This is a genomic window from Bradyrhizobium sp. (assembly GCF_036009065.1).
GTDB lineage: Bacteria > Pseudomonadota > Alphaproteobacteria > Rhizobiales > Xanthobacteraceae > Bradyrhizobium.
The window spans coordinates 1-23,436 of sequence record NZ_DASYMN010000027.1 but is presented as its reverse complement, the minus strand read 5'-3'; the positions used below and the strand labels follow the sequence as shown (position 1 = coordinate 23,436).

Below are 23,436 nucleotides of genomic sequence, written 5' to 3'. Positions count from 1 at the left end.
CGTTATAAGCCCCATTGGGGTATACCAAGGATGGTCACGCGCCCCGTTTCGGTAATCGAGGTTGACGGATATCGTCGCCGTGCGAGCCAGTTGTTGACCGCCGGACAGCGAGACGCGGTCGTCGACCTGATCGCTTATGAGCCGGTATGCGGTGAGGTCATTCCGGGCACAGGCGGTTTGAGAAAAGTACGTATCGGACGCGATGGCGTAGGCAAGCGTGGCGGAGCGCGAGTCGTTTACTATTTCTACAACGAGGATTTTCCGATTTTCCTGCTGGCGCTTCATGCCAAAAATGAAAAAGGCGATCTGACGGCTGCGGAAAAACGGGAATTTGCGCTGTTCGCAAAAAAGATCAAGATACAATGGAAAAGAAAATGACGCGCAAAAACAGCCGGCTTGCCGACGATATCCGCGCGAGTTTGCGCGAAGCGCATGATTATGTCTTGGGAAAACCTACTAAGGCAATCGTGCATCGTGTCAGTCCAAAGGAGACCGATGCACGCGAAGCGCGGCTGACGCTCGGCCTGTCGCAGGACGAGTTCGCCGCGTTGATTGGAACCGGCGTCGGTACCGTAAGAAAATGGGAGCTAGGGACGCGCCGTCCTTCCGGCGCAGCCCGAGCACTTATCAATGTCATTAAGAATGAGCCTAAAGCCGCTCGCCGTGCACTCGCGAAGACGAACAAGGTGGCGTAACTGCCGAGCCCGAGTTCAAGAAGCCATGAACCACAAACGCAAACGTCCGAAATCCGCGCGTGCTGGATGCCTGCTGTGCAAGCCGCACAAGGCCAATGGATGTTGTCCGGCTCACAAGAAAATGCGCTTTGGCGATCGCCGGCGGTTTGAAGCCGGGCGCGATCAAATGCGTTGCGAAGGCTTGGACCGAGCTGCAGCGAACTAGCTCCCGAGAGTATCTGAATGTTTGCGTCATTGCGAGCCAGCGGGCGGCGCGACGCGCCGCACGATGTGCGAAGCAATCCAGGGGCCCGGAGCACGGTCGAGGAAGGCTGGATTGCTTCGTCGCAAGGGCTCCTCGCAATGACGGTCTTGCCACCGTCATCCTGAGGAGCCGCGCCCTTGCGCGGCGTCTCGAAGGATCGCCGCAGACACCGGTGCTTGCTTCCATCCTTCGAGGCTCGCCGCAAAGAGGCGGCGAGCACCTCAGGATGACGGCGGTGTGCGGATTGCGGAACGGGCCTAACGTTCCTATCTAACAGTCCCGCCCGCACCGCTTCCACGTCATTGATTTTGCCGCCTATGCCTCCCATCATTTCCGTCCAAAATCTGTCCAAGACCTACGGCTCCGGCTTCAAGGCCCTGAGCAATATCAATCTCGACATCAACCGCGGCGAAATCTTCGCGCTGCTGGGACCGAATGGCGCCGGCAAGACTACGCTGATTAGCATCATCTGCGGCATCGCGAATCTGAGCCAAGGCAAGGTGCTGGTCGATGGTCACGATATCAATGCCAATTACCGCGCCGCGCGCTCGCTGATCGGCCTAGTGCCGCAGGAATTGCATACCGACGCGTTCGAATCGGTGTGGGCGACGGTGAGCTTCAGCCGCGGCCTGTTCGGCAAGCCGAAAAATCCCGCCCATATCGAGAAGGTGCTGAAAGACCTGTCGCTGTGGGACAAGAAGGACGCCAAGATCACCACGCTGTCCGGCGGCATGAAGCGCCGCGTGATGATCGCAAAAGCGCTGTCGCACGAGCCGCAGATCCTGTTCCTCGACGAGCCCACCGCCGGCGTCGACGTGGAATTGCGCAAGGGCATGTGGGAGGTGGTGCGGGCGCTGCAATCCGCAGGCGTCACCATCATCCTGACAACGCATTACATCGAGGAGGCCGAGGAGATGGCCGACCGTATCGGCGTCATCAACAAGGGCGAGATCATCCTGGTCGAGGACAAGGCCGGCCTGATGCAGAAGCTCGGCAAGAAGCGCCTGACGCTGCATCTGCAAAGCAGGATCGATGCGGTGCCCGCGGCACTTGCGGCCTACCGTCTCGAACTGTCGGACGACGGCCGCGGCGTGACCTACAACTATGACACCAAGGGCGAGCGCACCGGCATCACCAGCCTGCTCAGCGACCTGCGCAATGCCGGCATCCGCATCTCCGATCTCGACACCAGCCAGAGTTCGCTGGAAGACATTTTCGTCAGCCTGGTGAGGACGCCATGAATTTCCGGGCGGTCCGTGCGATCTATCTGTTCGAAATGGCGCGCACCTGGCGCACGCTGCTGCAAAGCATCGTCTCGCCGGTGGTTTCGACCTCGCTGTATTTCGTGGTGTTCGGGGCGGCAATCGGCTCGCGCATCGCCGAGATCGAGGGCGTCAGCAACGGCACCTTCATCGTGCCGGGGCTGGTGATGCTCTCGGTGCTGACGCAGAGCATCGCCAACGCCTCGTTCGGCATCTATTTTCCGAAATTCGTCGGCACCATCTACGAAATCCTGTCGGCGCCGGTGTCGTATTTCGAGATCGTGCTCGGCTATGTCGGCGCCGCCGCGACCAAGTCGATCGTCCTCGGCCTGATCATTCTCGCCACCGCCGGGCTGTTCGTGCCGCTGCATATCCATCATCCCTGGTGGATGCTGGCGTTCCTGGTGCTGACCGCGGTGACCTTCAGCCTGTTCGGCTTCATCATCGGCATCTGGGCCGACGGTTTTGAGAAGCTGCAGATGATCCCGATGCTGGTGGTGACGCCGCTGACGTTTCTCGGCGGCAGCTTCTACTCGGTCAACATGTTGCCGTCGGGATGGCGCACCATCACGCTGCTCAATCCGGTGGTCTATCTGATCTCGGGCTTCCGCTGGAGCTTTTACGAGATCGCCGACGTCAGCATCGGCCTCAGCGTCGGGGTCACGCTGACGTTCCTCGCGATCTGCATGATCACGGTATGGTGGATCTTCAAGACCGGCTACCGGCTGAAGAACTGATGCACTCCGTCATTCCGGGACGCGCGCGCAGAACTCGTCATGGCCGGGCTTGTCCCGGCCATCCACGTCTTTGATCCACGCACCGCCGGAAAAACGTGGATGCCCGGGACAAGCCCGGGCATGACGAGGGAGAGCATCACCGATAGCAGCGGAAGTAGCCGCGGCGCGTATAATAGCCGCGGCAGCGGCGCCCTCGATCGACGCCAAGCACGCCGCGGACGCCGCCAACGGCGGCTCCGACGCCGGTGCCGATCGCGCCGCCGACAACCGCGCCGACGGGACCCGCCGCGCGGCCACCCTCGCGCACGCCTTCCCTGCCGCCCTGCTCGGCGCCGCGGAAAACGCCCTGGGCGTGGCCGGGGTGCGGAATGGCCAGCAAGGCAAGCGCCGTCGCGGCCACCGCGAGATAAATCTTGATGGAAGTGCCGGCCTGCAGCGTCGAAGTGTTCGTCTTCATCTAAAATTCCCCTGACCATGCGGTGCGCGATACAACGCCACCGCTGCCAATAAGTTGCGTGAGCGCCGAAACGAAGCCCTGCGGCCGCCATGTTTGCGCCGTTTCTGCCGTTAACGATCCCACTACCAAGCCACTGGAAACAAAGTCGTCCTTTGTGCATTATGGCTCGGGGGACGGACCGGTGGCGTCAGGTGTCAGGGCCTTAAGGCCGAAGGTAGAAACGAAATGCGCTCCCCTCTGGTTGCCCTGATGGGCATTGTCTTGCTGGCCGCTTGCTCATCCGCACACGCCAAGGTCGCTATCACCGTCGACAAGGACGCGCAGCGGATGACCGTCGCGGTCGACGGCGTGGAGCGCTATCACTGGCCGGTCTCCTCAGGGCTGCCCGCCTATGAGACCCCGAACGGCAGTTTTCGCGCGTTCCGGATGGAGGAAGATCACTACTCCAAGGAGTTCGACGACGCGCCGATGCCGCACTCGATCTTCTTCACCAAGATCGGCCACGCCATTCACGGCACGGACTTCGAAAACCGCCTCGGCAGTCCGGCTTCCCATGGCTGCGTGCGGCTATCGAAGGCCAACGCCTCGACGCTGTACGCGCTGGTGAAAAGTGAAGGCGTGCTCAACACCACGGTGACGCTGACCGGCTCGTCGCAGGTCGCGCTCGCCCGCAATCCGAAGCCTCGGAGCAATGCAGTCGCGCGCCGCGATACCAACCCGCAAGTTCGCGCACCTCAATATGATGCCGCCGGCGATCCGATCGTGATCACGCCGCAGCAGCGCCAGATCGCACCGCAAGCACGGGCGGAGGGCTACATCTATCCCGCCGACGGCTCTTCGCCCGACGCCCGCTATCCGGCGCCGCGCGGCTATCGCCGCATGTACGACGCGCAGGGCCAGCAATATTACACGCCGCAGGGGCAGCAAGGCTATTACGCCGCGCCGCAAGGCTACTACGTGCAAGGCTATCCGCGTCAGTACTATCAGCAGTACTAGAGCGTTGATGACTCTGCGTTGAATCGTCAGCGGTGCTTTTCTTCACCTCTCCCCTGTGGAGAGAGGTAAGAACTACTGCTCGCCGTCGCGAAGCCGGCGCCACACCGCGCCGAGCACGTTGGAATAGTCGTCGGTCCAGACCCGCTGATTGTGCTCGGCCTCGGTCAGCGCCCATTTGTCGGATGAGGCGAGCGTGCCGACGTCGGCCTCCTTCCGCGCTGAAACTACCACCGACGTCGAGAAGATGTATTCGTTGTCGCGGCCGGAATCCTCGCTGTAGACCCAGCTCTTGAGATCGTTGGCGTCGGCGATGCCGACCACGACGCTGGACAGTTCCAGATGCCGGTTGGAGACATGCATCACCACCGCGCCCTGCGGCGCCAGTTTTTGCTTGTAGATCTCCATCGCCTCCTCGGTCGCGAGGTGAATCGGAATCGCATCCGACGAATAGGCATCGACGATGATCAGATCGTAGACGCCGTCCGGCTCCTTCGCAAAAGTCAGCCGCGCGTCGCCGATCACCGGCTTCAGGTCCGGTTCGCATTTCCGGATGAAGGTGAAATATTTCGGGTCGCGCGCGGTATCGACCATGGTCTGGTCGATCTCGAAGAATTTCCAGCCCTCGCCGGGCTCGGAGGCACAGGTCAGCGTGCCGGCGCCGAGGCCGATCACCGCGACGCGGATCGGGCCGCCCTTGCGCGCGCGGATGGCGGCGATTGCCTGCCCGATGCCGCCGTCCTTGTGATAGTAGGTGATCGCCTCGGGCCGTCCGGTGACGGGCGAGGTATCGTCGTTGCGGAATTTCTCGGCGCCGTGAATCGTGGTGCCGTGCATCAGCACGTGATATTGCCCGTTCGCCGTCACCACGATCTTGTGCACGCCGAAAAAGCTGCGCACGGTTTCGACTCGCCCGTCGTCGGACGGATAGACGCGGATCAGCACCAGCGCCAGTATGACGATGCCGGCCAGCTTGGCGCGGTCCGCCTTCAGCAGGATTGCCAGCATCATCCCGGCGATCGCGACCCCGCTGATCACATAGATCCGATGATCGTCCAGCCACGTAAACATCTTGCCGCCGCTATAGATTGGGGCGATCAGCGCCACCGCGGCGGCGGCGAGCAGCGGCCAGTACCAGCGGCTCCACCGGGAAAAACGCTCATCTGCCGGGGGACGGCACAGCACCGCAAGCGCGACCAGGATCGGATATTCGGCGATCCAGGAGAATGTGAAGGGCGCAATCAGCCCCGCGAACAGTCCGCCGACCATGCCGCCGAACGACAGCGCAACGTAGAAGCCGGTGAGATATTTCGAGGCGGGCCGGGTGCGCGCCAGTTCGCCGTGGCACGCCATCGCGATGATGAAAAAGCAAAGCAGATGACCGCCCAGCGTCAACAGCAGGTTCCGCTCGCCACCGACGGCGAGCAGCACGACCGCACCGGCAATCGCCAGCGGCTGCAACATCAACACCCATTGATGCGGCAGCAACGGGCGCGACTGGAACACCAGCACCCAGGTCAGGAGATACAGCGACAACGGCAGCACCCACAGCAGCGGCGCGGCGGCGACATCGGTGGAAATATGCGCGGTCACCGCGATCAGCAGGCCCGATGGCACCGCGGCAAGAAAAATCCAGCGCAACCGCAGCGCCCAATCCGGCGCGGGAGCATCGGCATCATCGCTCTGCTCGACAACCACATTCGCCGGCGAGCGCAGCAGCAGCAGGCCGCAACCGGCGATCAGCACGATCAGCACGCCATAGAGGCTGGTCCAGATCAGGTTCTGCGTGCGCAGCGTGAACATCGGCTCCAGCAGCACCGGATAGGACAGCAGCGCCAGGAAGCTGCCGATATTCGAGGAAGCATAGAGGAAATACGGATCTGGTCCGTTCGGGTGCCCGGTGCGCACGAACCACGCCTGCAGCAGCGGATTGTTGGCCGCCAGCGCGAAGAACGGCAGCCCGATCGACACCGCGAACAGCCCCAGCAGCCAGAAGGCGTAGCCGCTGGTCGGAGGTTCGCCCCAGCCGGTCGCGATCGACAGCGGCAGCGTCAGCAACGCGACCACCAGCAGCACCAGATGCACTACGACCGGAACGATGCGGTTGCGGACCTGCATCAAATAATGTGCGTAGGCATAGCCGCCGAGCAGCAGCGACTGAAAAAACACCATCGCGACCGACCACACCGCAGGCGAGCCGCCGAGCCGGGGCAGCACCATCTTGGTGAACAGCGGCTGCACCGAGAACAGCAGCAGCGCGCTGGTGAAGATGGCGGCGGTGTAGACGATCAGGATCAGCCTGTTTCGGGAAACGGAGGTCTGATCCGCGGCGGGCGGCATCGGCAACGACATGAAAACTCCGGCTTGGATCCGGCTGATAACCGGCGGCGGACAGAAGTTGGAGCGAGACTTGAAGCGCATGGCCTCGCATCGCGCAAGATCGTCATACGCGGGCTTGACCCGCGTATCCATCAATCTTCACGTAAAGAGTCTTTTCTGAGCTACACATTCAGCCCTCATCCTGGGGAGCCGCGCGCTTGCGCGGCGTCTCGAAGGATGGCCCCAGGCGCTTGTGGCCGATCCTTCGAGACGCGGCCAAGAGGCCGCTCGTCAGGATGAGGACAGTGTTGTCGGCGCGACATTTGTCGCGAACAGCGATATAAATTCGGCATGACTGACACCGAAATTGTCATCATCGGGGCCGGACACAATGGCCTCACTTGCGCGGCGTATCTGGCGATGGCCGGACTGCGGGTCCGGGTCGTCGAGCGCCGCAAGGTGGTCGGCGGCGCCGCGGTGACGGAAGAATTTCACCCCGGCTTCCGCAATTCGGTTGCGGCCTACACCGTGAGCCTGCTCAACCCGCAGATCGTCGCCGATTTGAAGCTGCACGAGCACGGCTTGCGGATTGTCGAGCGCCGCGCGCAGAATTTTCTGCCCGCGCCCGACGGCAGCTACCTGCTCACCGGCGAAGGCCGCACCCGTCAGTCCGTCGCAAACTCGAGCGAACGCGACGCCGGCCGAATCGATGATTTCAGCCGCGAGCTGCAAGCCATCGCCGACGTGCTGCGGCAGTTCGTGCTGCGCGCGCCGCCGAACATCGTGCAAGGGTTCGGCCTCAACTCGATCAGCGAGGCGGTGAACGCGCTTCGTTCCGCAAATATCCTGCGCGGCCTCACCCTGGAGCAGCAGCGCACCTTGCTCGACCTGTTCACGCGCTCGGCCGGCGACATGCTGGACGACTGGTTCGAAAGCGACCTGGTCAAGGCGCTGTTCGGCTTCGACGCCATCGTCGGCAACTACGCCAGTCCTTACGCCGCCGGCTCGGCCTATGTGATGCTGCATCATGCGTTCGGCGAGGTGAACGGCAAGAAAGGTGTATGGGGCCACGCCATCGGCGGCATGGGCGCGATCACCCAGGCGATGGCGAAGGCAGCCCGCGCGCACGGCGCGGAGATCGAAACCGACGCCGGGGTGCGTGAGGTCATCGTCGAGCGCGACCGCGCGGTCGGAGTAATCCTCGATAATGGAGAAACCATCCGCGCCAAGTACGTTGTCTCCAACGTCAATCCAAAACTGCTGTACACGGGCCTGTTGCCTGCCGAGGCGCTGCCGGCGCCGTTTCTCGACCGCATAAAAACCTGGCGCAACGGCTCCGGCACCTTCCGGATCAATGTGGCGCTCAACGCCCTGCCCTCCTTCAACGCGCTGCCGGGCCCTGGCGATCACCTGACCGCCGGGATCATCATCGGGCCGAGCCTCGGCTACATGGACCGCGCCTGGCTGGATGCGCGGCAATATGGCTGGAGCCGCGAGCCGGTGGTGGAAGTGCTGATCCCGTCGACGCTCGACGACTCGCTCAGCCTGCCCGGCCAGCATGTCGCCAGCCTGTTCTGCCAGCACGTCGCACCGCAATTGCCGGATGGCAGGTCGTGGGACGCCCATCGCGACGAGGTCGCCGACCTGATGATCGCGACAGTGGACAACTATGCGCCGGGCTTTGCCGCCAGCGTGATCGGCCGCCAAATCCTGTCGCCGCTCGACCTGGAGCGCCAGTTCGGCCTGCTCGGCGGCGATATCTTTCACGGCGCGCTGACGCTGAACCAGCTGTTCTCCGCGCGCCCGATGCTGGGCCATGCCGATTACCGCGGTCCGCTAAAGGGCCTGTATCATTGCGGCTCCGGCGCCCATCCCGGCGGCGGCGTCACCGGCGCGCCGGGGCACAATGCGGCGCGGGTGATCCTGGGGGATCATCGGGCGATGTTCGGCTGAATGTGCGGCACATGGATGCCAACATTCGTCATTGCGAGCCAACGGGTCGGCGCAAGCGCCGCCCGATGACAGGCCCCGCGAAGCAATCCAGATCAGGCGCACAACAAGCAAGATTGGATTACTTCGCCGCTTCGCTCGTCGCAATGACGGGTCTAGCCGGTTGATAAGCCAGGGGATAATTTGTGGGAAACCGGTTGATATCTTAGTGCAAAAGCCTGTGCGCTTATGGCAGAAACTTCGAGGCTTATCTGTTCAAAAGCTGTGTATATCTCAGTGTACAGCACGCTGAATAGCCGTTGCGTTAAAAGCTGACAAACTGTGAAGTAGCGTAGTGTCTCAGTTCGAAAGCTGAAATTTCGTGGCTGAAGACAACATCCGGGGTGCCGTCTGCAGTTGAGTGGCGGATTTCGGCTTGTCGAAGCGAACCTTCCATAGCAATCGGGTCCGGGCCCGACTGGACCAGGCCGTCATCTCTTACAAAGAGTTCGGTATGCGAATCCACTGCCAACCGCTCGAATAGCGCTTGCAGTTCCGGCCGCAGCCCGTCGCCGCACAAGGCCGCGATAGAGTGGAATTTGCGAAAGGATGACATGGCTTGAAACTCCTGCCGGTGGGTTGAAGACACCATAGGGAGGCAGGGTTGTTGCGCCACCCGATTACCGGGTAAGTGAGTTGGCGAGCACATCATCCCTATTAAATCTCCGGACCATCGATGACTTCCACCGTTACGCCAAGCACCAGCCGGGCTACGTTCGCCATCGGCGACGAGCGCGCCGCGCGGCGCGTGGTCGATCTGCTGAACGAGAGTTTTGAGGAAGGCCAGGCCGCCGTCGCTGCGTTCGAACGCCCGGACGGAACCTGGGATGTCAGCCTGCATTTTAGCGAAGCGCCAGATCAAGCCTCGATCCGCGGACTGGTCGCCCTGGCCGCCGGCGGCGACATCGCACAACACATCACATTCGACATCGTCGAAGCCAAAGATTGGGTCAAGGCCAGTCTCGAAGACCTCGTCCCCGTCCCGGCCGGCCGTTTCATCGTGCATGGCCGCCACGACCGCGCGCGGGTGCCGCCGAACAAGCTCGGCATCGAGATCGAGGCGGCGCTGGCGTTCGGCACCGGGCATCACGGCACCACGCGCGGTTGCCTGTTGCTGCTGGGTCAGGTGCTGCGTTCGCGCCAACCGATACGCGTGCTCGATCTCGGAACTGGCACTGGCGTGCTTGCCATCGCCGCGGCCAAGGCGCTGCGGCGGCGGGTGCTGGCGAGCGACATCGATCCGGTCAGCGTGCACGTTGCGCGCGACAACGCAGGGCTCAATGGCGCCGGCAATCTGGTGGAAGCAATCTGCGCGACCGGATTCTCCGCGCCGCAATTCGCAATCCGCGGGCCGTTCGATCTGGTGCTGGCGAATATCCTCGCCAATCCGTTGCGGCAGATGGCAACGCCGATGGCCGCGCATCTGGCGCCGTCGGCGTCGGTGATTTTCTCAGGATTGCTGCCCCATCAGGCTCAGGGCGTCATCGCGGCTTATCGCGCGCGCGGGCTGATATTGCGGCGGCATCTCATCGTCGAGGGATGGAGCAGCTTGCTGATGCAGCGCGCGATGTGAAGGAATCAGTCGGACGGTTTCTGTTCGTTGCGGGCGATAACGCCCTTCTCTGCGCGCATGTTCTTCTTCACGCGCGCGGCGACAAAACTGTCGAGGATCTTGACGATCAGGCCGCGCTGCTTTTTTACGATCGGCGGAATCGGCCCGCGGCGGACCGGCGGCGATATCTTCTCGAACGTAAACGCAGGCATTGTGGTTCCCCTCTTCGTTGAGTTGAAACACTCCTGGAATTCCCCCAGATATCGTTCGAACAATTGCGCCTGACAGCAATCGTTCCATCCCGTCTACGGCAGGTGACCTTTTCAAGCATGTTTTGTGCCAGATTTGCGACAATCCACACCGCGTTGCGGACTGCTCCCCGCAATCTTAAGGTAGCAAGCGATGTTCGAAGCCCATTTCCAGACATTCGAAGAGCCCGAAGGCGGCGTTGCGTTGACCGCGCGGCTGGCCGCGTTCCGCGAGGAACTACTGCGGCGGAAGCTGAGCGGATTCGTGATTCCCCGCGCGGATCAGCAACAAAACGAATATGTCGCGCCCTCCGAAGAGCGGCTGGCGTGGCTGACCGGGTTTACCGGCTCGGCCGGAATGGCGGCCGTGCTCAACCGGCAGGCCGCGGTTTTCGTCGACGGCCGCTACACGCTGCAGGCGGCAAAACAGGTCGACGGCAAGGCCTGGAGCGTCGAGCCGCTGGTCGATCCACCGCCGGAAACCTGGCTGGAAAAGCACCTCGTTGCCGGCGACCGCCTCGGATTTGATCCATGGCTGCACACTTCAGCGGCAGCCGAGCGGCTGGCGGCGGCCTGCGCCAGGGCCGGCGCCGAACTGGTCGCGGTCCAGAGCAATCCGCTGGATGCGGTGTGGACCGAACGCCCCGCCCCGCCGCTCGGCCCGGTAGCGATTCACGGCACGCAATTCGCTGGCGAGACTGCCGCCGACAAGCTCGGGCGCATCCGCGGCGAGGTCGCAAAACTCGGCGCCGACGCGGTGGTGCTGTCGGATTCGCACGCGGTGGCCTGGACCTTCAACATCCGCGGCGCCGACGTCTCGCATACGCCGCTACCGCTGTCCTACGCGCTGGTGCCCAGGGAAGGTCGGCCGACCGTGTTCATCGATCACCGCAAACTTTCCAACAGCGCCCGCGATCATCTGGAGCAGAATGCCGACGTCCGGGAACCGGATGCGCTGACGCCACACCTCACCGAACTTGCGCAGTGTGGCGGATCGATCGCGCTGGACAGCGCTACCGCCGCGGACGCGCTGAAGCGATTGATCGCAGGGGCGGGCGGCAAGGTGATCCGGGGTAGCGATCCCGTCGCGCTGCTAAAAGCCGTCAAGAACGCCACCGAGATCGAAGGCACCCGCAATGCGCACGCGCGCGACGCGGTGGCGCTGGCGCGCTTTCTGGCCTGGGTCGACCGCGAGGCGCCCTCCGGCGCGCTGACCGAAATCGATGCCGTCGAGGCGCTGGAGACGTTTCGCCGCGACACCGGCGCATTGAAAGACGTGTCGTTCCCGACCATCGCCGGCACCGGGCCGAACGGCGCCATCGTCCACTATCGCGTCACCCGCAAGACCAACCGCCGCATTGGTTCAGGCGATCTCTTGCTGATCGATTCCGGGGCTCAATATCAAGACGGCACCACCGACGTCACCCGCACCATCGCCATCGGCGAGCCGACGGGCGAAATGCGCGACCGTTTTACCCGCGTGCTGCGCGGCCACATCGCGATTGCCCGCGCGACATTTCCCGACGGCACCACCGGCGCGCAAATCGACACCCTGGCGCGGCAATTCCTGTGGCAGGCCGGGATCGACTTCGAGCACGGCACCGGCCACGGCGTCGGCAGCTACCTGTCGGTGCATGAAGGCCCGGCGCGGATCTCAAAACTCGGCACCACGCCGCTGAAGCGCGGCATGATCCTGTCGAACGAGCCCGGCTACTACAAGGCCGACGCTTTTGGGATTCGCATCGAGAATCTCGAACTGGTGGTTGCCGCCGAGATCGCCGGCGCCGAAAAACCGATGAACGGCTTTGAGACGCTGACGCTGGCGCCGATCGACCGGCGCCTGATCGATCTGAAAATGATGAGCGGCCCGGAATTGGCATGGCTCAACGACTACCACGCAAGGGTGCGCCGTGAAGTGCGTCCGCACCTCGACGAGGCGACAAAGCTGTGGCTCGACGCCGCGACCGAGCCGCTGGCGTAGCGCATAGTCGCCTCGGTTCGTCATGGCCGGGCTTGTCCCGGCCATCCACGCCTTTCTTACGCGATATGCCATTTAAGACGTGGATGCCCGGGACAAACCCGGGCATGACGGCATGCTAATCCAGCGCAAAAACGGAATAGCGGCATTCCGAAACAACCGTATTCCGGTCGGCGGATAACGTTACAGTCGGATTCAACATAGTTGAATCCTCGAGCCGGCATGAAAACCCGATGCACGGAGTGACCGGCAAGTCCGACGCGGCGCTCGGCAGCCCAGCTCCGACATCCCGGGTCATGTTGCTGCTGCTGGTGACCATGACCGGCGTGGCTCCGATCTCGCTGTATATGCTGGTGCCCGCGCTGCCGGTGCTCGCCGGCGATTTCGGCCGCGATATCTCGATCGCGCAGATGACGGTATCGCTCTACATGGTGGGCCTGGCTTGCTCGCAAATTGTCATGGGCCCGTTGTCGGACCGCTTTGGACGCCGTCCGGTATTGCTCGCCGGCCTCGGCCTGATGATCGCGGCCAGCGTCGGCTGCAGCTTCGCGGAAACGCTGCCGCAACTGATCGTCGCGCGGTTTTTTCAGGCGCTCGGCGGCGCCACCGGCATGGTGGTCAGCCGCGCCATCATCCGCGACCTCTATCCCCGCGAGCGCGTCGGCGCCATGATCAGCCTGGTCATCGCGGTGATGATGATCGCGCAGATGGTAAGCGCGCTGTTCGGCGGCCTGCTGGAGACCGCGTTCGGCTGGCGCTCGATCTTCTACGTCATCACCGCGGCTGCGCTGCTGGTCGCCATCGGCATCGCGGTCGCGTTGCCGGAGACGCGGCGCATCCGGGACCCCGGCCCCGGCAGCGGATTTCGCGGCGACATCGGCAGCCTGTTCGGCAGCCGGGCTTTCGTCGGCTATATGCTGTGCCAGGTGCTGGCCTCGCAGATTATCTTCACCTTCGCCGGCGCCGGACCCTATATCGTGGTGACGCAGATGGGCCGCTCCAGCGCCGAATACGGCGCATGGTTTGCGACCACCGGCTTTGCCTATCTGATCGGCAACCTGTTCTGCGTGCGCTTCGCGCCGCGCCATTCGATCGAGAAGCTGATCTGGTTCGGCCTCGCTCTGCAATTTTGTGGCGCGTTATTGAACCTGGCCTGGGGCCTCGCCGGGCTCAATCAATTGCCATCATGGCTGTTCGGCACGCAGATGCTGGTGATGGTCGCCAACGCCTTTGTGATGTCGAACTCGGCAGCCGGCGCCATCAGCGTGCGCCCGCAAGCCGCCGGCACCGCATCGGGCGCGATGGGATTCTTGCAGATGGGGCTCGGCTCGCTGTTCTCGCAGTTCGGCGCCTGGCTCGGCGGCCATTTTGCGAGCGCCGTGCCGCTCAACATCGCCGTCGCCGTGCTGTCGGTCGCCTGCGCCTCGACCATGATGTTCCTGGTGCCGAGGCGCGCCATGGTGGCGACGGAAGAGTTGATCGAAAAGGCGGAAGAGGAAGAGACGGGGTTGTTGTAGGGCGTGCCCCGGACGCAGACTCGTAGGGTGGGCAAAGGCGCCCTTGCGCCGTGCCTATCTTGCTCAAGATGCGCGGGTTGAATGGTGGGCACGCCACCGGACGCGTTCGCGTCCGCTGGCTTTGCCCACCCTACGACGCTTCACTGCATCGCGCCCTGGCCACGAAGTCAGGCGATCAGCTTCAGCCACTCGTCCTCGCTGATGACCTTTACCCCGTGCTTCTCGGCCTCCTTCAGCTTCGATCCGGCGCCCGGGCCTGCAACCACCAGATCGGTCTTCTTCGAGACCGAGCCGGATACCTTGGCGCCAAAGCGTTCCGCCGTCGCCTTGGCCTCGTCGCGGGTCATGCGTTCGAGCGCGCCCGTGAACACCACGGTCTTGCCGGCCACGGGGCTGTTGGTTTTCGGCTTTTGCGCATCCTCGATCTTCACATGCCGGGTCAGCCGCTCGACGATGCCGCGATTGTGGCTTTCGCCGAAATAGGCTTTTACCGCCTCGATCACGGTGTCACCGATCTGATCCAGCGCATCCATATCCGCCATGGCTTCTTCATCGCCTTTGGCGACCTTCAGCGCCGCATCGTGAAACGCCTCCCATGATCCGTAACCGCGCGCCAGCGCGAGAGCGGTGGTCTCGCCGACGTGGCGGATGCCGAGCGCATAGATGAAACGGTCCAGCGATATCTCGCGACCCCGGCGGATCGAATTGAACAGATTGCCGACCGAGGTCGCGCCATAGCCCTCTTCGTTTTCGAGCTTGATCTTGCTGTTGCGCTCTTCGAGCGTGAAAATATCGGCGGGCTCGCGCACCCATTCCCTCTCGAAGAACATTTCGATCTGCTTTTCGCCGAGGCCGTCGATGTCGAACGCCCGGCGCGAGGCGAACAGCATCAAATGCTGGATTTTCTGGAACGGACAGGCGAACTCGCCGGTGCAGCGGGCGCGCGAGCCCTGCTCGCCGGTCGCGGTTTCCTCGCGCACGATGTCGGTATGCAGCGGACACGGGCATTTGGTTGGAAAGCGGTAAGGCTTCGCCGATTTGGGACGCTTGTCGAGCACGACATCGACAACTTGCGGAATGACGTCGCCGGCGCGCTGCACAATCACCGTATCGCCGATGCGGATGTCGCGGCCTTCACGCAAGGTCTCGCCCTTACCGCCGATGCCCTTGATGTAATCCTCGTTATGCAGCGTCACGTTCTGCACGATCACCCCGCCGACGCCGACCGGCTCCAGCTTGCCGACCGGCGTGAGCGAGCCGGTGCGGCCGACCTGGATTTCGATGTCCTTCAGAATGGTGGTCGCCTGCTCGGCGGCGAATTTATGCGCTACCGCCCAGCGCGGATTGCGCGAGACGTAGCCGAGGCGCGCCTGCCAGTCGAGCCGGTCGACCTTGTAGACCACGCCGTCGATGTCGTATGCGAGCGCCGCGCGGTCCTCGCCGATCTGGCGATAGAACGCCAACACCTCATCGATGCTCTTGCAGAGTTTGGTCAGTGGGTTGACGACGAAACCGGCCTTGTCCATCCAGGCCAGCATGCCGTACTGCGTGTCCGCCGGCGGTTCGCTCATCTCTCCCCAGGCATAGGCGAAGAATTTTAGCGGCCGCGAGGCGGTGATCGAAACGTCTTTCTGGCGCAGCGATCCGGCGGCCGAATTGCGCGGATTGGCGAACACGGTGTCCTCAGCCTCGGCCTGCTTCTTGTTGAGCGCCAGGAAATCCTGTTTCAGCATGTAAATTTCGCCGCGGATTTCGCAGGCCGCCGGGATTTTGCGGCCCTTTAGCGTATTCGGAATGTCCCTGATGGTACGGGCGTTGGCGGTGACGTCCTCGCCGGTGGCGCCGTCGCCGCGCGTCGCCGCGCGCACCAGCTCGCCGTCCTCGTAACGCAGCGACAGCGACAGCCCGTCGATCTTCGGTTCGGCGACCATGGCCGGAATGTCGTCGGCATCGAGCTTGAGAAAGCGCCGGATGCGGTCGACGAAATCGGCTACGTCCTCGTCGCTGAAGGCGTTGCCGAGCGACAGCATCGGCACCGCGTGCTGCACTTTTGCGAAGCGGCCGGAAGGCGCAACGCCGACCTTTTGCGTCGGCGACTGGCTCGTGACGAGTTCTGGAAATCTCGCCTCGATGGCGTTGACGCGCTGGCGCAACATATCGTAGGCGGCGTCCGAAATCTTCGGCGCGTCGTCCTGGTAATAATGCCTGTCGTGGCCTTCGATTTCGAGCGCCAGCCGCTTGTGTTCGACCTTGGCCTGCGCCTTGGTGAGGGTGGCGACGGGTGTCGGAGTTTTGTTCGTTTTGACTTTGGGCATAAGCTTTCCGTCATGGCCGGGCTTGTCCCGGCCATCCACGTCTTCTTGGCGGGCAATTTAAAGACGTGGATGCCCGGCACAAGGCCGGGCATGACGAAGACAGTGGACTGCCTGCCGTTCCCCGGACGCAGTGCAGCGCGTAGCGGAGCGGTGCGCTGCAGAGCCGGGGTCGTAACGAACGCCGGTGCCTGGTACGGCCCCGGCTCTGCGGAGCGGCATGAAGAATGCCGCACCGCGTCCGGGACACGGACATATCACCCCGCCGCCTTGATCAGCCGCTCCGCAGCCGCCCTGGCTTCGGCGGTGATCTCCGCGCCGGCCAGCATCCGCGCGATTTCCTCGCGGCGGTGGTCGGCGGCGAGCGCGTTGACTCGGGTGGCGACGCGCCTGCCCTTGTCGAGCGCGTCCTTGGAGATCAAGAGATGCTGGTCGGCGCGCGCCGCGACCTGCGGCGCATGGGTCACCGCCATCACCTGCACCTTGGAGGCCAGCCGCGCCAGCCGCGCGCCGATGGCGTCAGCCACCGCACCGCCGACGCCGGTATCAATTTCATCGAACACCAGGGTCGGCGCCGAGCCGCGGTCGGACAGCACCACCTTCAGCGCCAGCAGGAAGCGCGCCAGCTCGCCGCCAGAGGCGACTTTCATCAGCGGCCCCGGCCGGGTGCCGGGATTGGTCTGCACCCAGAACTCGACGCGGTCGAAACCCTGCGGCCCCGGCGAGACGGAATCGGATCCGATCTGGGTGGTGAACTTCGCGCGTTCGAGTTTTAGCGGCGCGAGTTCGGCATTGACGGCCTTGTTGAGTTTTTCCGCGGATTTTTGACGGGCAGCGGACAGCTTTGTCGCCGCCGCATTGTAGCGCTTGTCGGCTTCCGCCGCCGCCGTCTCCAGTTTTTTCAATTGCTCGGCACCGGCGTCGATCAAGGCGACATCCGCGGCGTATTTCGCGGCCAGCGCGGCCAAGCCATCCACCGGCGTGGAATATTTTCGCGACGCCGCGCGCAATGCGAACAGCCGTTCCTCGATGCGCTCCAGCTCAGTGGGATCGAAATCCACCGCGACCAGCGCCGCGGTGAGGTGCTGGTCGGCCTCTTCAAGCGCATTGATCGCGGCATCGATGGCCTTCACCGCGGGCTCGACCAAAGCCGGCGCATTGCCGGCGCGACGTTCCAGCCGGCGCACCGCCGCCGACAGCGCCGCCACCGGCGAATGGTTGCCGCTCACCGCATCCTGCGCCTCGCGCAGGTCGCCGGCGATTTTCTCGCCCTGCATCATCGCGGTGCGGCGCTCGGCCAGCGCGGTTTCCTCGCCGTCCCTTGGCTTGAGCTTTTTTAGTTCGTCGGCGGCGTGGCGCAGATAGTCGGCCTCGCGGGCGGCGCGCTCCATGCCCGCGCGATGCTCATCCAGCGCGTGGTGCGCATCGCGACGCGCCTCCCATAGCGTTTCGAGTGCCGCGACATCCTTTTCGAGGCCCGCGAAGGCATCGAGCAGCCGCCGATGGGTCGCGGCGTCGACCAGCGCGCGCTCGTCATGCTGGCCGTGAATTTCCACCAGCGCGGCGCCCACCGCTTTCAGGGTCTGCACGCTGATGGCCTGGTCGTTGATGAAGGCGCGGGTGCGGCCGTCGGCAAGCTGCACCCGGCGCAGGATCATTTCACCGCTATCGTCGAGACCGTTGTCGCTGAGAATCGTCGCGGCCGGATGCCCTAGGGCAATATCGAACACCGCGGTGACCTGGCCCTGCTCCACGCCGTGGCGGACCAGGTCCGCGTCGCCGCGGCCGCCCAGCGCCAGCGCGAACGCATCGAGCAGGATGGACTTGCCAGCGCCGGTTTCGCCAGTCAGCACCGCAAGGCCCCGCGAAAACTCGATATCGAGCCGTTCGATCAGGACGATGTCGCGGATCGACAGACGCGCCAGCATGCGGGATCAGTTCCTGGTGGTGTGGGTCTTCCCTCTCCCCGCAGGGGAGAGGTCGAAGCCGAAGCGCAGCGTAGGCTTCGGGTGAGGGGTCTATCCACGCACGCGGACTCGCGGATAGGCCCCTCACCCCGCTCGCATCTGCGATGCGAGCCGACCTCTCCCCTGCGGGGAGAGGTGAAGAACATCGCTGCCGATTCGACTGAGTGCCATCATACACTAGCCGAGGCCGAGCTTCTTGAACGCCTTGGAGATATAGGAGCCCTTGTTCTCGCTGGGCTCGAGCCCGCCCGACTTCACAAGATTGTAGGCGTCCTTGTACCACTTACTGTCGGGAAAGTTGTGTCCGAGCACGGCGGCGGCGGTTTGCGCCTCGCCGACGATGCCGATCGCCATATAGGCCTCGGTCAGCCGCGCCAGCGCTTCCTCGACATGCCGGGTGGTCTGGTACTGGGTCACCACGGTCTTGAAGCGGTTAATGGCGGCGGTGTAGTCGCGCTTGTCCATGTAGTAGCGGCCGACCGCCATTTCCCGGCCGGCGAGCTGGTCGCGCGCGCCTTCCAGCTTGGCCTTGGCGCTGGTGGCGTATTCCGAGGTCGGATATTTGCGGACCACTTCCTCAAGCGCGGCGATCGCCTTTTCGGTGCGGCCCTGGTCGCGCGAGATGTCCGGGATCTGGTCGTAATGCGAGGCCGCGATCAGATATTGCGCGTAGGCGGCATCCGCGCTGCCGGGATGCAAGGTGACGTAGCGGGTGGCGGCGCCGATGCAGCTGTCGTAGTCGCCGGCGTTGTAGAACGCATAGGCCGACATCAGCAGCGACTTGCGCGCCCAATCCGAATAGGGATGCTGGCGATCGACTTCCTCGAACTTCTTGGACGCCGCCTTCGGATCCTTGCTCTGGTTCATCAGGTACAAGCCCTCATTGTAGAGCTTGTCCGCGGGCTCTTCCTTGAAGGTGTCGTCCTTGGCGGTGAATTTGTCCCACAGCGAGGCGGTGCCGCATCCGCTCAAGGTTATTGCGAGCACGACAAGACCCGCGGCCAGGCGCAGTTGGCGTCCCAACACGTCGAGCCGGGAGCTGTCCGATAATCTGCGCAATCCGAGCGTCATACGCTGTGCCGACATAAGTTCAACAATCCAACGCCTGTGATGCGGTGCCCGCTGCACGCGCCATGAGCAGGGTCATGGACGCAGCCATCGACATGCCCGTGTGCCCCATCATGCGACCGCGAGCGTTAAATAACCGAAAAAAGCGCTTTAACCAACCGAATACGCAGGCATTTCGCCCGGATTAAGGCGGTCAAGCCTCCTATTCCGTCATGCCCGGGCTTGTCCCGGGCATCCACGTCTTACTTCTTTCGGAAGAAAAGACGTGGATGGCCGGGACATAGGCGAGCGGAAGCGACGCCGTCCTTCGGCCGGCTATGCCCGGCCATGACGAAACACTTTGCGGGCGAACCCGGAATGACGAAGTGAATTGGGGACAGTCGCGGTGACCGCGGTCAGGACACGTCCGGACCATAGGCCGGTGCAACCATGCCGCCGACCATGCCGCGCGTGACTTCGGCGCGGCCGCGTGGAAGCCGTGCAGGTTCCGATTCCACCACCCGCCAGGCGCTGCGGTCGGCCATCAATTCGGTCAGCACCGCGTGATTGAGCCTGTGGCCGCCCCGCACGGAACGATAGGCGGCGAGCAGCGGCAGGCCCGCCAGCGCGAGATCGCCGACCACGTCCAACACCTTGTGGCGCGCACATTCGTCAGCGTAGCGCAGGCCTTCGGTGTTAAGCAGGCGCTCTTCGTCGAACACCACCGAGTTCTCGAATGACGCACCGAGCGCATAGCCCGCGCTCCAGAGCCGCGCGACATCGTTCATGCATCCGAAAGTCCGGGCCCGGCAGATGTCGCGGCGGAAGCTTTCCGGAGTGAGGTCGAGCACATAATTCTGCTGGCCGATCACCGGATTGGCGAAATCGATTTCGACCTCGGCGCGGAAGCCGTTGGCATGGGGCCGCAATTCGCCGAAGGCATCGCCGAGTTCGACCTGCACGCGCTTCAGGACCTGTATGAAGCGCCGCGGCGCCGACTGCGTCAGGATACCGGCCTGGTCGATCGCAGCGACGAAAGCAGCCGCACTGCCGTCCATGATCGGCACTTCCGGCCCATCCACGTCGATCGTGGCATTGTCGATGCCCATTCCCCGCAGCGCCGCAAGGACATGTTCCGCGGTGGAAACCAGCGGACCTTCGCGGTCGCCCAGCACGGTGGCGAATTCGGTCGATGTCACGGATTTCGCGACAGCCTGCACTTCACGGTCGGAACCATCCGAGCGCGTGCGGACAAAAATAAAACCTGCATCGAGGGATGCAGGTCCGAGCGTAAGGCTGACGGGTAAACCGGAATGAACACCGACGCCCGTCACAGTGGCTTGCGACCGAAGCGTTGTTTGCCGGCTGAATTTCATTCTCGAATTGCCCACAATTGACTCACTGAAAGACTGGACCGGTCCGATTGCACGGCGATTCGTCTTTAGTTTCCCCAAGTCACGGCGAACCATAGTCACTGCCACAAAGAGCGCCAACTCACGCTTGTTTACCGATTGTTACCCCAAGTCTGCCGCAATCGGGCCAAGCGTTAACCAAATTCCGAGGCGGATCGGAGCCTTGCGGCCATGCCATCACGCCATTAATTTGATAATTTATCGTTTCATATCAGTTACTTGTAAATCACGAAACAATGCAGATCGTTGCGAAAACAAAGGCCCCGGCGGCGATAGCCGGGGCCTTTTGCCTGGTCAGAATTGTAACAACGATCAGTTCGCCTGCCGGCGCAGGAAGGCCGGAATATCAAGATGATCGTCGCCCTGTGGCGGCGGTGCAACAGGTGCGGGCCGACCATGAGAATCAAGCCCTTGAGGCGCGGGCCGCCTTGCATATTCCGAAACCGGCTCGTTGGCCGCCATTTGCTCGGCGACGCTGCGCTGGGGCTTGGGTTGGGGGAGCGGTGGAAGCGGCGCGATTGCGGGACCTGAGGCGCGCGCCGCGATCGGCGGCTCGGTCGCCTCGTCGCGGCGGCCGAGGCCGACATTGGCGAGGCGCTGCAGCAATGACATCCTGACCTTTTGCGGATGCTGTTCTTCCTCGGTTTCACCGCGGGCCTGGCGAATCTCGTTTTGTGCGGGCATCGGCAGGTCTTCGAACTTCGGCATCCTGGGCGCGCGAACCGCGGTGCGCTCCGCCGCTTGCGGGATGAACGTCTCAGGCGTCGCCGGTTCCTGCGCCTCGAGCTTCTTGACGTCGAGGTCCGGGAACAGTGTCGGCTTCTGCGCGATCGGCCGCACGGTGACGTCGCCGTAGGAGGCCGGCTGCATCGACACCGGCGCGATCGGCTGCATCGATTCCGGCGCCACCGCGGCGGCGATCGCCGCCAGTGCCGCACGTTCGATGCTGTTGGCAGGGGCGCGCTGCTGGGCGGCAGGCGCGGCCTGAACCGGGCGCGGCGCGTCCGACTTCTGCGCCGTCGCGGCGACCGCGCGCTGATTGTCGGCGCGCAGCTTCGCCGTGACCTCGGCGAGACGGTTATCCGGCGTGGCCACGGCGGATGTTGCCGTAGCCGCCGCGGGTGCGGATGCCTTGGCGATTGCCGCCTGCTCGATGCCAGTGGCGACCACGGAGACGCGAATGATCCCATCGAGGGTCTCGTCGAAGGTGGCGCCGACGATAATGTTGGCGTCCTGATCGACCTCCTCGCGAATCCGGGTTGCGGCCTCGTCGACCTCGAACAGCGTCAGATCCTTGCCGCCGGTGATCGAGATCAACAGGCCGCGCGCGCCCTTCATCGAGGAATCATCGATCAGCGGATTGGCGATCGCAGCTTCCGCGGCGGTCAATGCGCGCTTCTCGCCGGAGGCCTCGCCGGTCCCCATCATCGCCTTGCCCATCTCGCGCATCACGGCGCGGACGTCGGCGAAGTCGAGGTTGATCAGGCCTTCCTTGACCATCAGGTCGGTGATGCAGGCAACCCCGGAATACAGCACCTGGTCCGCCATCGCAAAAGCATCGGCGAAGGTGGTCTTTTCGTTGGCGACCCGGAACAGGTTCTGGTTCGGGATGATCAGCAGCGTATCGACCACCTTGTGCAGTTCGGCGATGCCCGACTCGGCGGTGCGCATGCGGCGCTGGCCTTCGAAATGGAACGGCTTCGTGACGACGCCGACGGTGAGGATGCCCATGTCGCGCGCGGTCTTGGCGATCACGGGAGCAGCCCCCGTGCCGGTGCCGCCGCCCATGCCCGCGGTGACGAACACCATATTGGCGCCGGACAGATGATCGCGGATCTCGTCGATGACTTCCTGCGCTGCCGCGGCGCCGACATCCGGCTGCGAGCCGGCGCCGAGGCCTTGCGTCACTTGCGTGCCCATCTGCACGATGCGCTGCGCCTTGGACATGGTAAGCGCCTGCGCGTCGGTGTTGGCGACGACGAAATCGACACCCTGCAGTCCGGCGGTGATCATGTTATTGACGGCGTTGCCGCCAGCGCCACCGACGCCGAATACGGTAATCCGCGGCTTCAGTTCGCTGATGTCTGGGGGGGTAAGATTGAGTGCCATGGTTGCCTCTCGATTACGCGCGCGTGAATTTGCAAAGTCCTTGGCCGACGGCCGAAGGCGTTAGTGGGAGTTCAGGTTCTGCGGAAAAGATCATCAGAAGCCCTCGCGAAGCCATCGTCCGACCTTTCCGAAATAGCCGTCAGTCCCTGTCCGAAGCTGCCGCGTATGCCGCGGTTCGACATGTTCAAGATGAGCGTATTGCGGGTAGACCAGCAGGCCCGAAGGCACCGCGAACGACGCGCCCTTGGCCTCGCTCGGCAACCGCCCGAATCCAAGCGGGCGGCCGATGCGCACCGGGCGCTTGAGGATCTGGCTTGCAAGTTCGGGGATGCCGGTAAGCTGCGAAGCGCCGCCGCTGAGGACAACCCGCGCCCGCGGCTCTGCCGCAAACGGGGAATCCGCGAGCCGGTCCCTGACCATCTCAAAAATCTCCTCGGCGCGCTGCCGGACGATGTTGGCGATCGTGGCGCGGGACACGATCTGCGGAACATCGCGATCATTGTCTCCGGCCGATGGCACGGACATCAACTCGCGCGCGTCCGACCCGCCGGTCAGCACGGTGCCATATAACGTCTTGATTCGCTCGGCATCCGCAATG

The 23,436-nt window shown here is 63.6% G+C and carries 19 protein-coding genes; 9 read left to right on the top strand and 10 right to left on the bottom strand.

Annotation, left to right across the window (positions count from 1 at the left end; genetic code table 11):
- Window positions 1-30: 30 nt before the first annotated feature.
- From VGP39_RS02145 to VGP39_RS02130, 4 genes are all read left to right on the top strand, one after another.
- Window positions 31-378, top strand: a complete 348-nt coding sequence (locus VGP39_RS02145; RefSeq protein ID WP_327566462.1) for a type II toxin-antitoxin system RelE/ParE family toxin — start codon at window positions 31-33, stop codon at window positions 376-378.
- Window positions 375-695 carry a helix-turn-helix domain-containing protein gene (locus tag VGP39_RS02140; RefSeq protein WP_327566461.1) on the top strand — a complete coding sequence of 107 codons (321 nt, stop codon included), beginning with the start codon at window positions 375-377 and terminating at the stop codon, window positions 693-695. The genes VGP39_RS02145 and VGP39_RS02140 overlap by 4 nt, the downstream gene beginning before the upstream one ends.
- A gap of 561 nt (window positions 696-1,256) precedes the next feature.
- Window positions 1,257-2,180, top strand: coding sequence for an ABC transporter ATP-binding protein (locus VGP39_RS02135; RefSeq protein ID WP_327566460.1), 924 nt, complete (start codon window positions 1,257-1,259; stop codon window positions 2,178-2,180).
- Entirely contained in the window at window positions 2,177-2,938 is a 762-nt protein-coding gene (locus tag VGP39_RS02130; protein ID WP_327566459.1) for an ABC transporter permease, read from the top strand. Before VGP39_RS02135 ends, VGP39_RS02130 begins: the two co-directional genes overlap by 4 nt.
- Window positions 2,939-3,074: 136 nt before the next feature.
- On the opposite strand, the gene VGP39_RS02125 is transcribed toward VGP39_RS02130, so the two are convergent.
- Complete coding sequence (locus VGP39_RS02125) at window positions 3,075-3,395, bottom strand: hypothetical protein (protein WP_327566458.1); 321 nt, start codon at window positions 3,393-3,395, stop codon at window positions 3,075-3,077.
- A 225-nt stretch (window positions 3,396-3,620) separates the two neighbouring features.
- Between VGP39_RS02125 and VGP39_RS02120 the strand changes: the two genes are divergently transcribed.
- Window positions 3,621-4,391, top strand: coding sequence for a L,D-transpeptidase (locus VGP39_RS02120; protein ID WP_327566457.1), 771 nt, complete (start codon window positions 3,621-3,623; stop codon window positions 4,389-4,391).
- 72 nt (window positions 4,392-4,463) lie between these two features.
- Here the strand turns inward: VGP39_RS02120 and VGP39_RS02115 are convergent, their stop codons facing one another.
- Window positions 4,464-6,740 carry a fused MFS/spermidine synthase gene (locus VGP39_RS02115; RefSeq protein ID WP_327566456.1) on the bottom strand — a complete coding sequence of 759 codons (2,277 nt, stop codon included), beginning with the start codon at window positions 6,738-6,740 and terminating at the stop codon, window positions 4,464-4,466.
- A gap of 318 nt (window positions 6,741-7,058) precedes the next feature.
- On the opposite strand from VGP39_RS02115, the gene VGP39_RS02110 reads away from it, so the two are divergent.
- Window positions 7,059-8,660: an NAD(P)/FAD-dependent oxidoreductase gene (locus VGP39_RS02110; RefSeq protein ID WP_327566455.1), complete on the top strand. Its 1,602-nt coding sequence runs from the start codon at window positions 7,059-7,061 to the stop codon at window positions 8,658-8,660.
- Window positions 8,661-8,961: 301 nt separating this feature from the next.
- Here VGP39_RS02110 and VGP39_RS02105 read toward each other — a convergent pair whose 3' ends face one another.
- The gene (locus tag VGP39_RS02105; RefSeq protein ID WP_327566454.1) at window positions 8,962-9,252 is read right to left on the bottom strand and encodes a hypothetical protein; all 291 of its coding nucleotides are present in this window, start codon (window positions 9,250-9,252) and stop codon (window positions 8,962-8,964) included.
- A 120-nt stretch (window positions 9,253-9,372) separates the two neighbouring features.
- Between VGP39_RS02105 and VGP39_RS02100 the strand changes: the two genes are divergently transcribed.
- On the top strand, window positions 9,373-10,269 hold the full coding sequence (locus VGP39_RS02100) for a 50S ribosomal protein L11 methyltransferase (protein ID WP_327566453.1): 897 nt from the start codon (window positions 9,373-9,375) through the stop codon (window positions 10,267-10,269).
- Window positions 10,270-10,274: 5 nt separating this feature from the next.
- Here VGP39_RS02100 and VGP39_RS02095 read toward each other — a convergent pair whose 3' ends face one another.
- Window positions 10,275-10,460 (bottom strand): hypothetical protein, encoded by a 186-nt coding sequence (locus VGP39_RS02095; protein WP_327566452.1) that lies wholly within the window; start codon window positions 10,458-10,460, stop codon window positions 10,275-10,277.
- Between the two features lie 190 nt (window positions 10,461-10,650).
- Between VGP39_RS02095 and VGP39_RS02090 the strand changes: the two genes are divergently transcribed.
- Together VGP39_RS02090 and VGP39_RS02085 are read left to right on the top strand one after the other, a co-directional pair.
- Window positions 10,651-12,477: an aminopeptidase P family protein gene (locus VGP39_RS02090; protein WP_327566451.1), complete on the top strand. Its 1,827-nt coding sequence runs from the start codon at window positions 10,651-10,653 to the stop codon at window positions 12,475-12,477.
- A gap of 230 nt (window positions 12,478-12,707) precedes the next feature.
- Window positions 12,708-13,991: a multidrug effflux MFS transporter gene (locus VGP39_RS02085; RefSeq protein WP_327566450.1), complete on the top strand. Its 1,284-nt coding sequence runs from the start codon at window positions 12,708-12,710 to the stop codon at window positions 13,989-13,991.
- A 167-nt stretch (window positions 13,992-14,158) separates the two neighbouring features.
- Here the strand turns inward: VGP39_RS02085 and ligA are convergent, their stop codons facing one another.
- The 6 genes from ligA to VGP39_RS02055 all read right to left on the bottom strand — a co-directional run.
- A complete protein-coding gene (ligA, locus tag VGP39_RS02080; protein ID WP_327566449.1) occupies window positions 14,159-16,306 on the bottom strand; it encodes an NAD-dependent DNA ligase LigA in 2,148 nt (715 codons plus the stop codon).
- A gap of 254 nt (window positions 16,307-16,560) precedes the next feature.
- Window positions 16,561-18,231 carry a DNA repair protein RecN gene (gene recN, locus VGP39_RS02075; RefSeq protein ID WP_327566448.1) on the bottom strand — a complete coding sequence of 557 codons (1,671 nt, stop codon included), beginning with the start codon at window positions 18,229-18,231 and terminating at the stop codon, window positions 16,561-16,563.
- Window positions 18,232-18,447: 216 nt separating this feature from the next.
- Entirely contained in the window at window positions 18,448-19,356 is a 909-nt protein-coding gene (locus VGP39_RS02070) for an outer membrane protein assembly factor BamD (protein ID WP_327566447.1), read from the bottom strand.
- Window positions 19,357-19,733: 377 nt separating this feature from the next.
- Window positions 19,734-20,693, bottom strand: a complete 960-nt coding sequence (lpxC, locus tag VGP39_RS02065; protein WP_327566446.1) for a UDP-3-O-acyl-N-acetylglucosamine deacetylase — start codon at window positions 20,691-20,693, stop codon at window positions 19,734-19,736.
- 348 nt (window positions 20,694-21,041) lie between these two features.
- Complete coding sequence (ftsZ, locus tag VGP39_RS02060) at window positions 21,042-22,838, bottom strand: cell division protein FtsZ (RefSeq protein ID WP_327566445.1); 1,797 nt, start codon at window positions 22,836-22,838, stop codon at window positions 21,042-21,044.
- A 93-nt stretch (window positions 22,839-22,931) separates the two neighbouring features.
- On the bottom strand, window positions 22,932-23,436 hold a 505-nt coding region (locus tag VGP39_RS02055; RefSeq protein WP_327566444.1), incomplete at its 5' end, for a cell division FtsA domain-containing protein.

Excerpts from the sequence above, each read along its gene's own strand:
- ftsZ (WP_327566445.1), bottom strand. The coding sequence starts at position 22,838 with ATGGCACTCAATCTTACCCCCCCAGACATCAGCGAACTGAAGCCGCGG.
- VGP39_RS02090 (WP_327566451.1), top strand. The coding sequence starts at position 10,651 with ATGTTCGAAGCCCATTTCCAGACATTCGAAGAGCCCGAAGGCGGCGTT.
- VGP39_RS02125 (WP_327566458.1), bottom strand. The coding sequence starts at position 3,395 with ATGAAGACGAACACTTCGACGCTGCAGGCCGGCACTTCCATCAAGATT.
- VGP39_RS02095 (WP_327566452.1), bottom strand. The coding sequence starts at position 10,460 with ATGCCTGCGTTTACGTTCGAGAAGATATCGCCGCCGGTCCGCCGCGGG.
- VGP39_RS02120 (WP_327566457.1), top strand. The coding sequence starts at position 3,621 with ATGCGCTCCCCTCTGGTTGCCCTGATGGGCATTGTCTTGCTGGCCGCT.
- recN (WP_327566448.1), bottom strand. The coding sequence starts at position 18,231 with ATGCTGGCGCGTCTGTCGATCCGCGACATCGTCCTGATCGAACGGCTC.
- VGP39_RS02145 (WP_327566462.1), top strand. The coding sequence starts at position 31 with ATGGTCACGCGCCCCGTTTCGGTAATCGAGGTTGACGGATATCGTCGC.
- VGP39_RS02135 (WP_327566460.1), top strand. The coding sequence starts at position 1,257 with ATGCCTCCCATCATTTCCGTCCAAAATCTGTCCAAGACCTACGGCTCC.
- ligA (WP_327566449.1), bottom strand. The coding sequence starts at position 16,306 with ATGCCCAAAGTCAAAACGAACAAAACTCCGACACCCGTCGCCACCCTC.
- lpxC (WP_327566446.1), bottom strand. The coding sequence starts at position 20,693 with ATGAAATTCAGCCGGCAAACAACGCTTCGGTCGCAAGCCACTGTGACG.
- VGP39_RS02105 (WP_327566454.1), bottom strand. The coding sequence starts at position 9,252 with ATGTCATCCTTTCGCAAATTCCACTCTATCGCGGCCTTGTGCGGCGAC.
- VGP39_RS02110 (WP_327566455.1), top strand. The coding sequence starts at position 7,059 with ATGACTGACACCGAAATTGTCATCATCGGGGCCGGACACAATGGCCTC.
- VGP39_RS02070 (WP_327566447.1), bottom strand. The coding sequence starts at position 19,356 with ATGTCGGCACAGCGTATGACGCTCGGATTGCGCAGATTATCGGACAGC.
- VGP39_RS02085 (WP_327566450.1), top strand. The coding sequence starts at position 12,708 with ATGCACGGAGTGACCGGCAAGTCCGACGCGGCGCTCGGCAGCCCAGCT.
- VGP39_RS02115 (WP_327566456.1), bottom strand. The coding sequence starts at position 6,740 with ATGTCGTTGCCGATGCCGCCCGCCGCGGATCAGACCTCCGTTTCCCGA.
- VGP39_RS02140 (WP_327566461.1), top strand. The coding sequence starts at position 375 with ATGACGCGCAAAAACAGCCGGCTTGCCGACGATATCCGCGCGAGTTTG.
- VGP39_RS02130 (WP_327566459.1), top strand. The coding sequence starts at position 2,177 with ATGAATTTCCGGGCGGTCCGTGCGATCTATCTGTTCGAAATGGCGCGC.
- VGP39_RS02100 (WP_327566453.1), top strand. The coding sequence starts at position 9,373 with ATGACTTCCACCGTTACGCCAAGCACCAGCCGGGCTACGTTCGCCATC.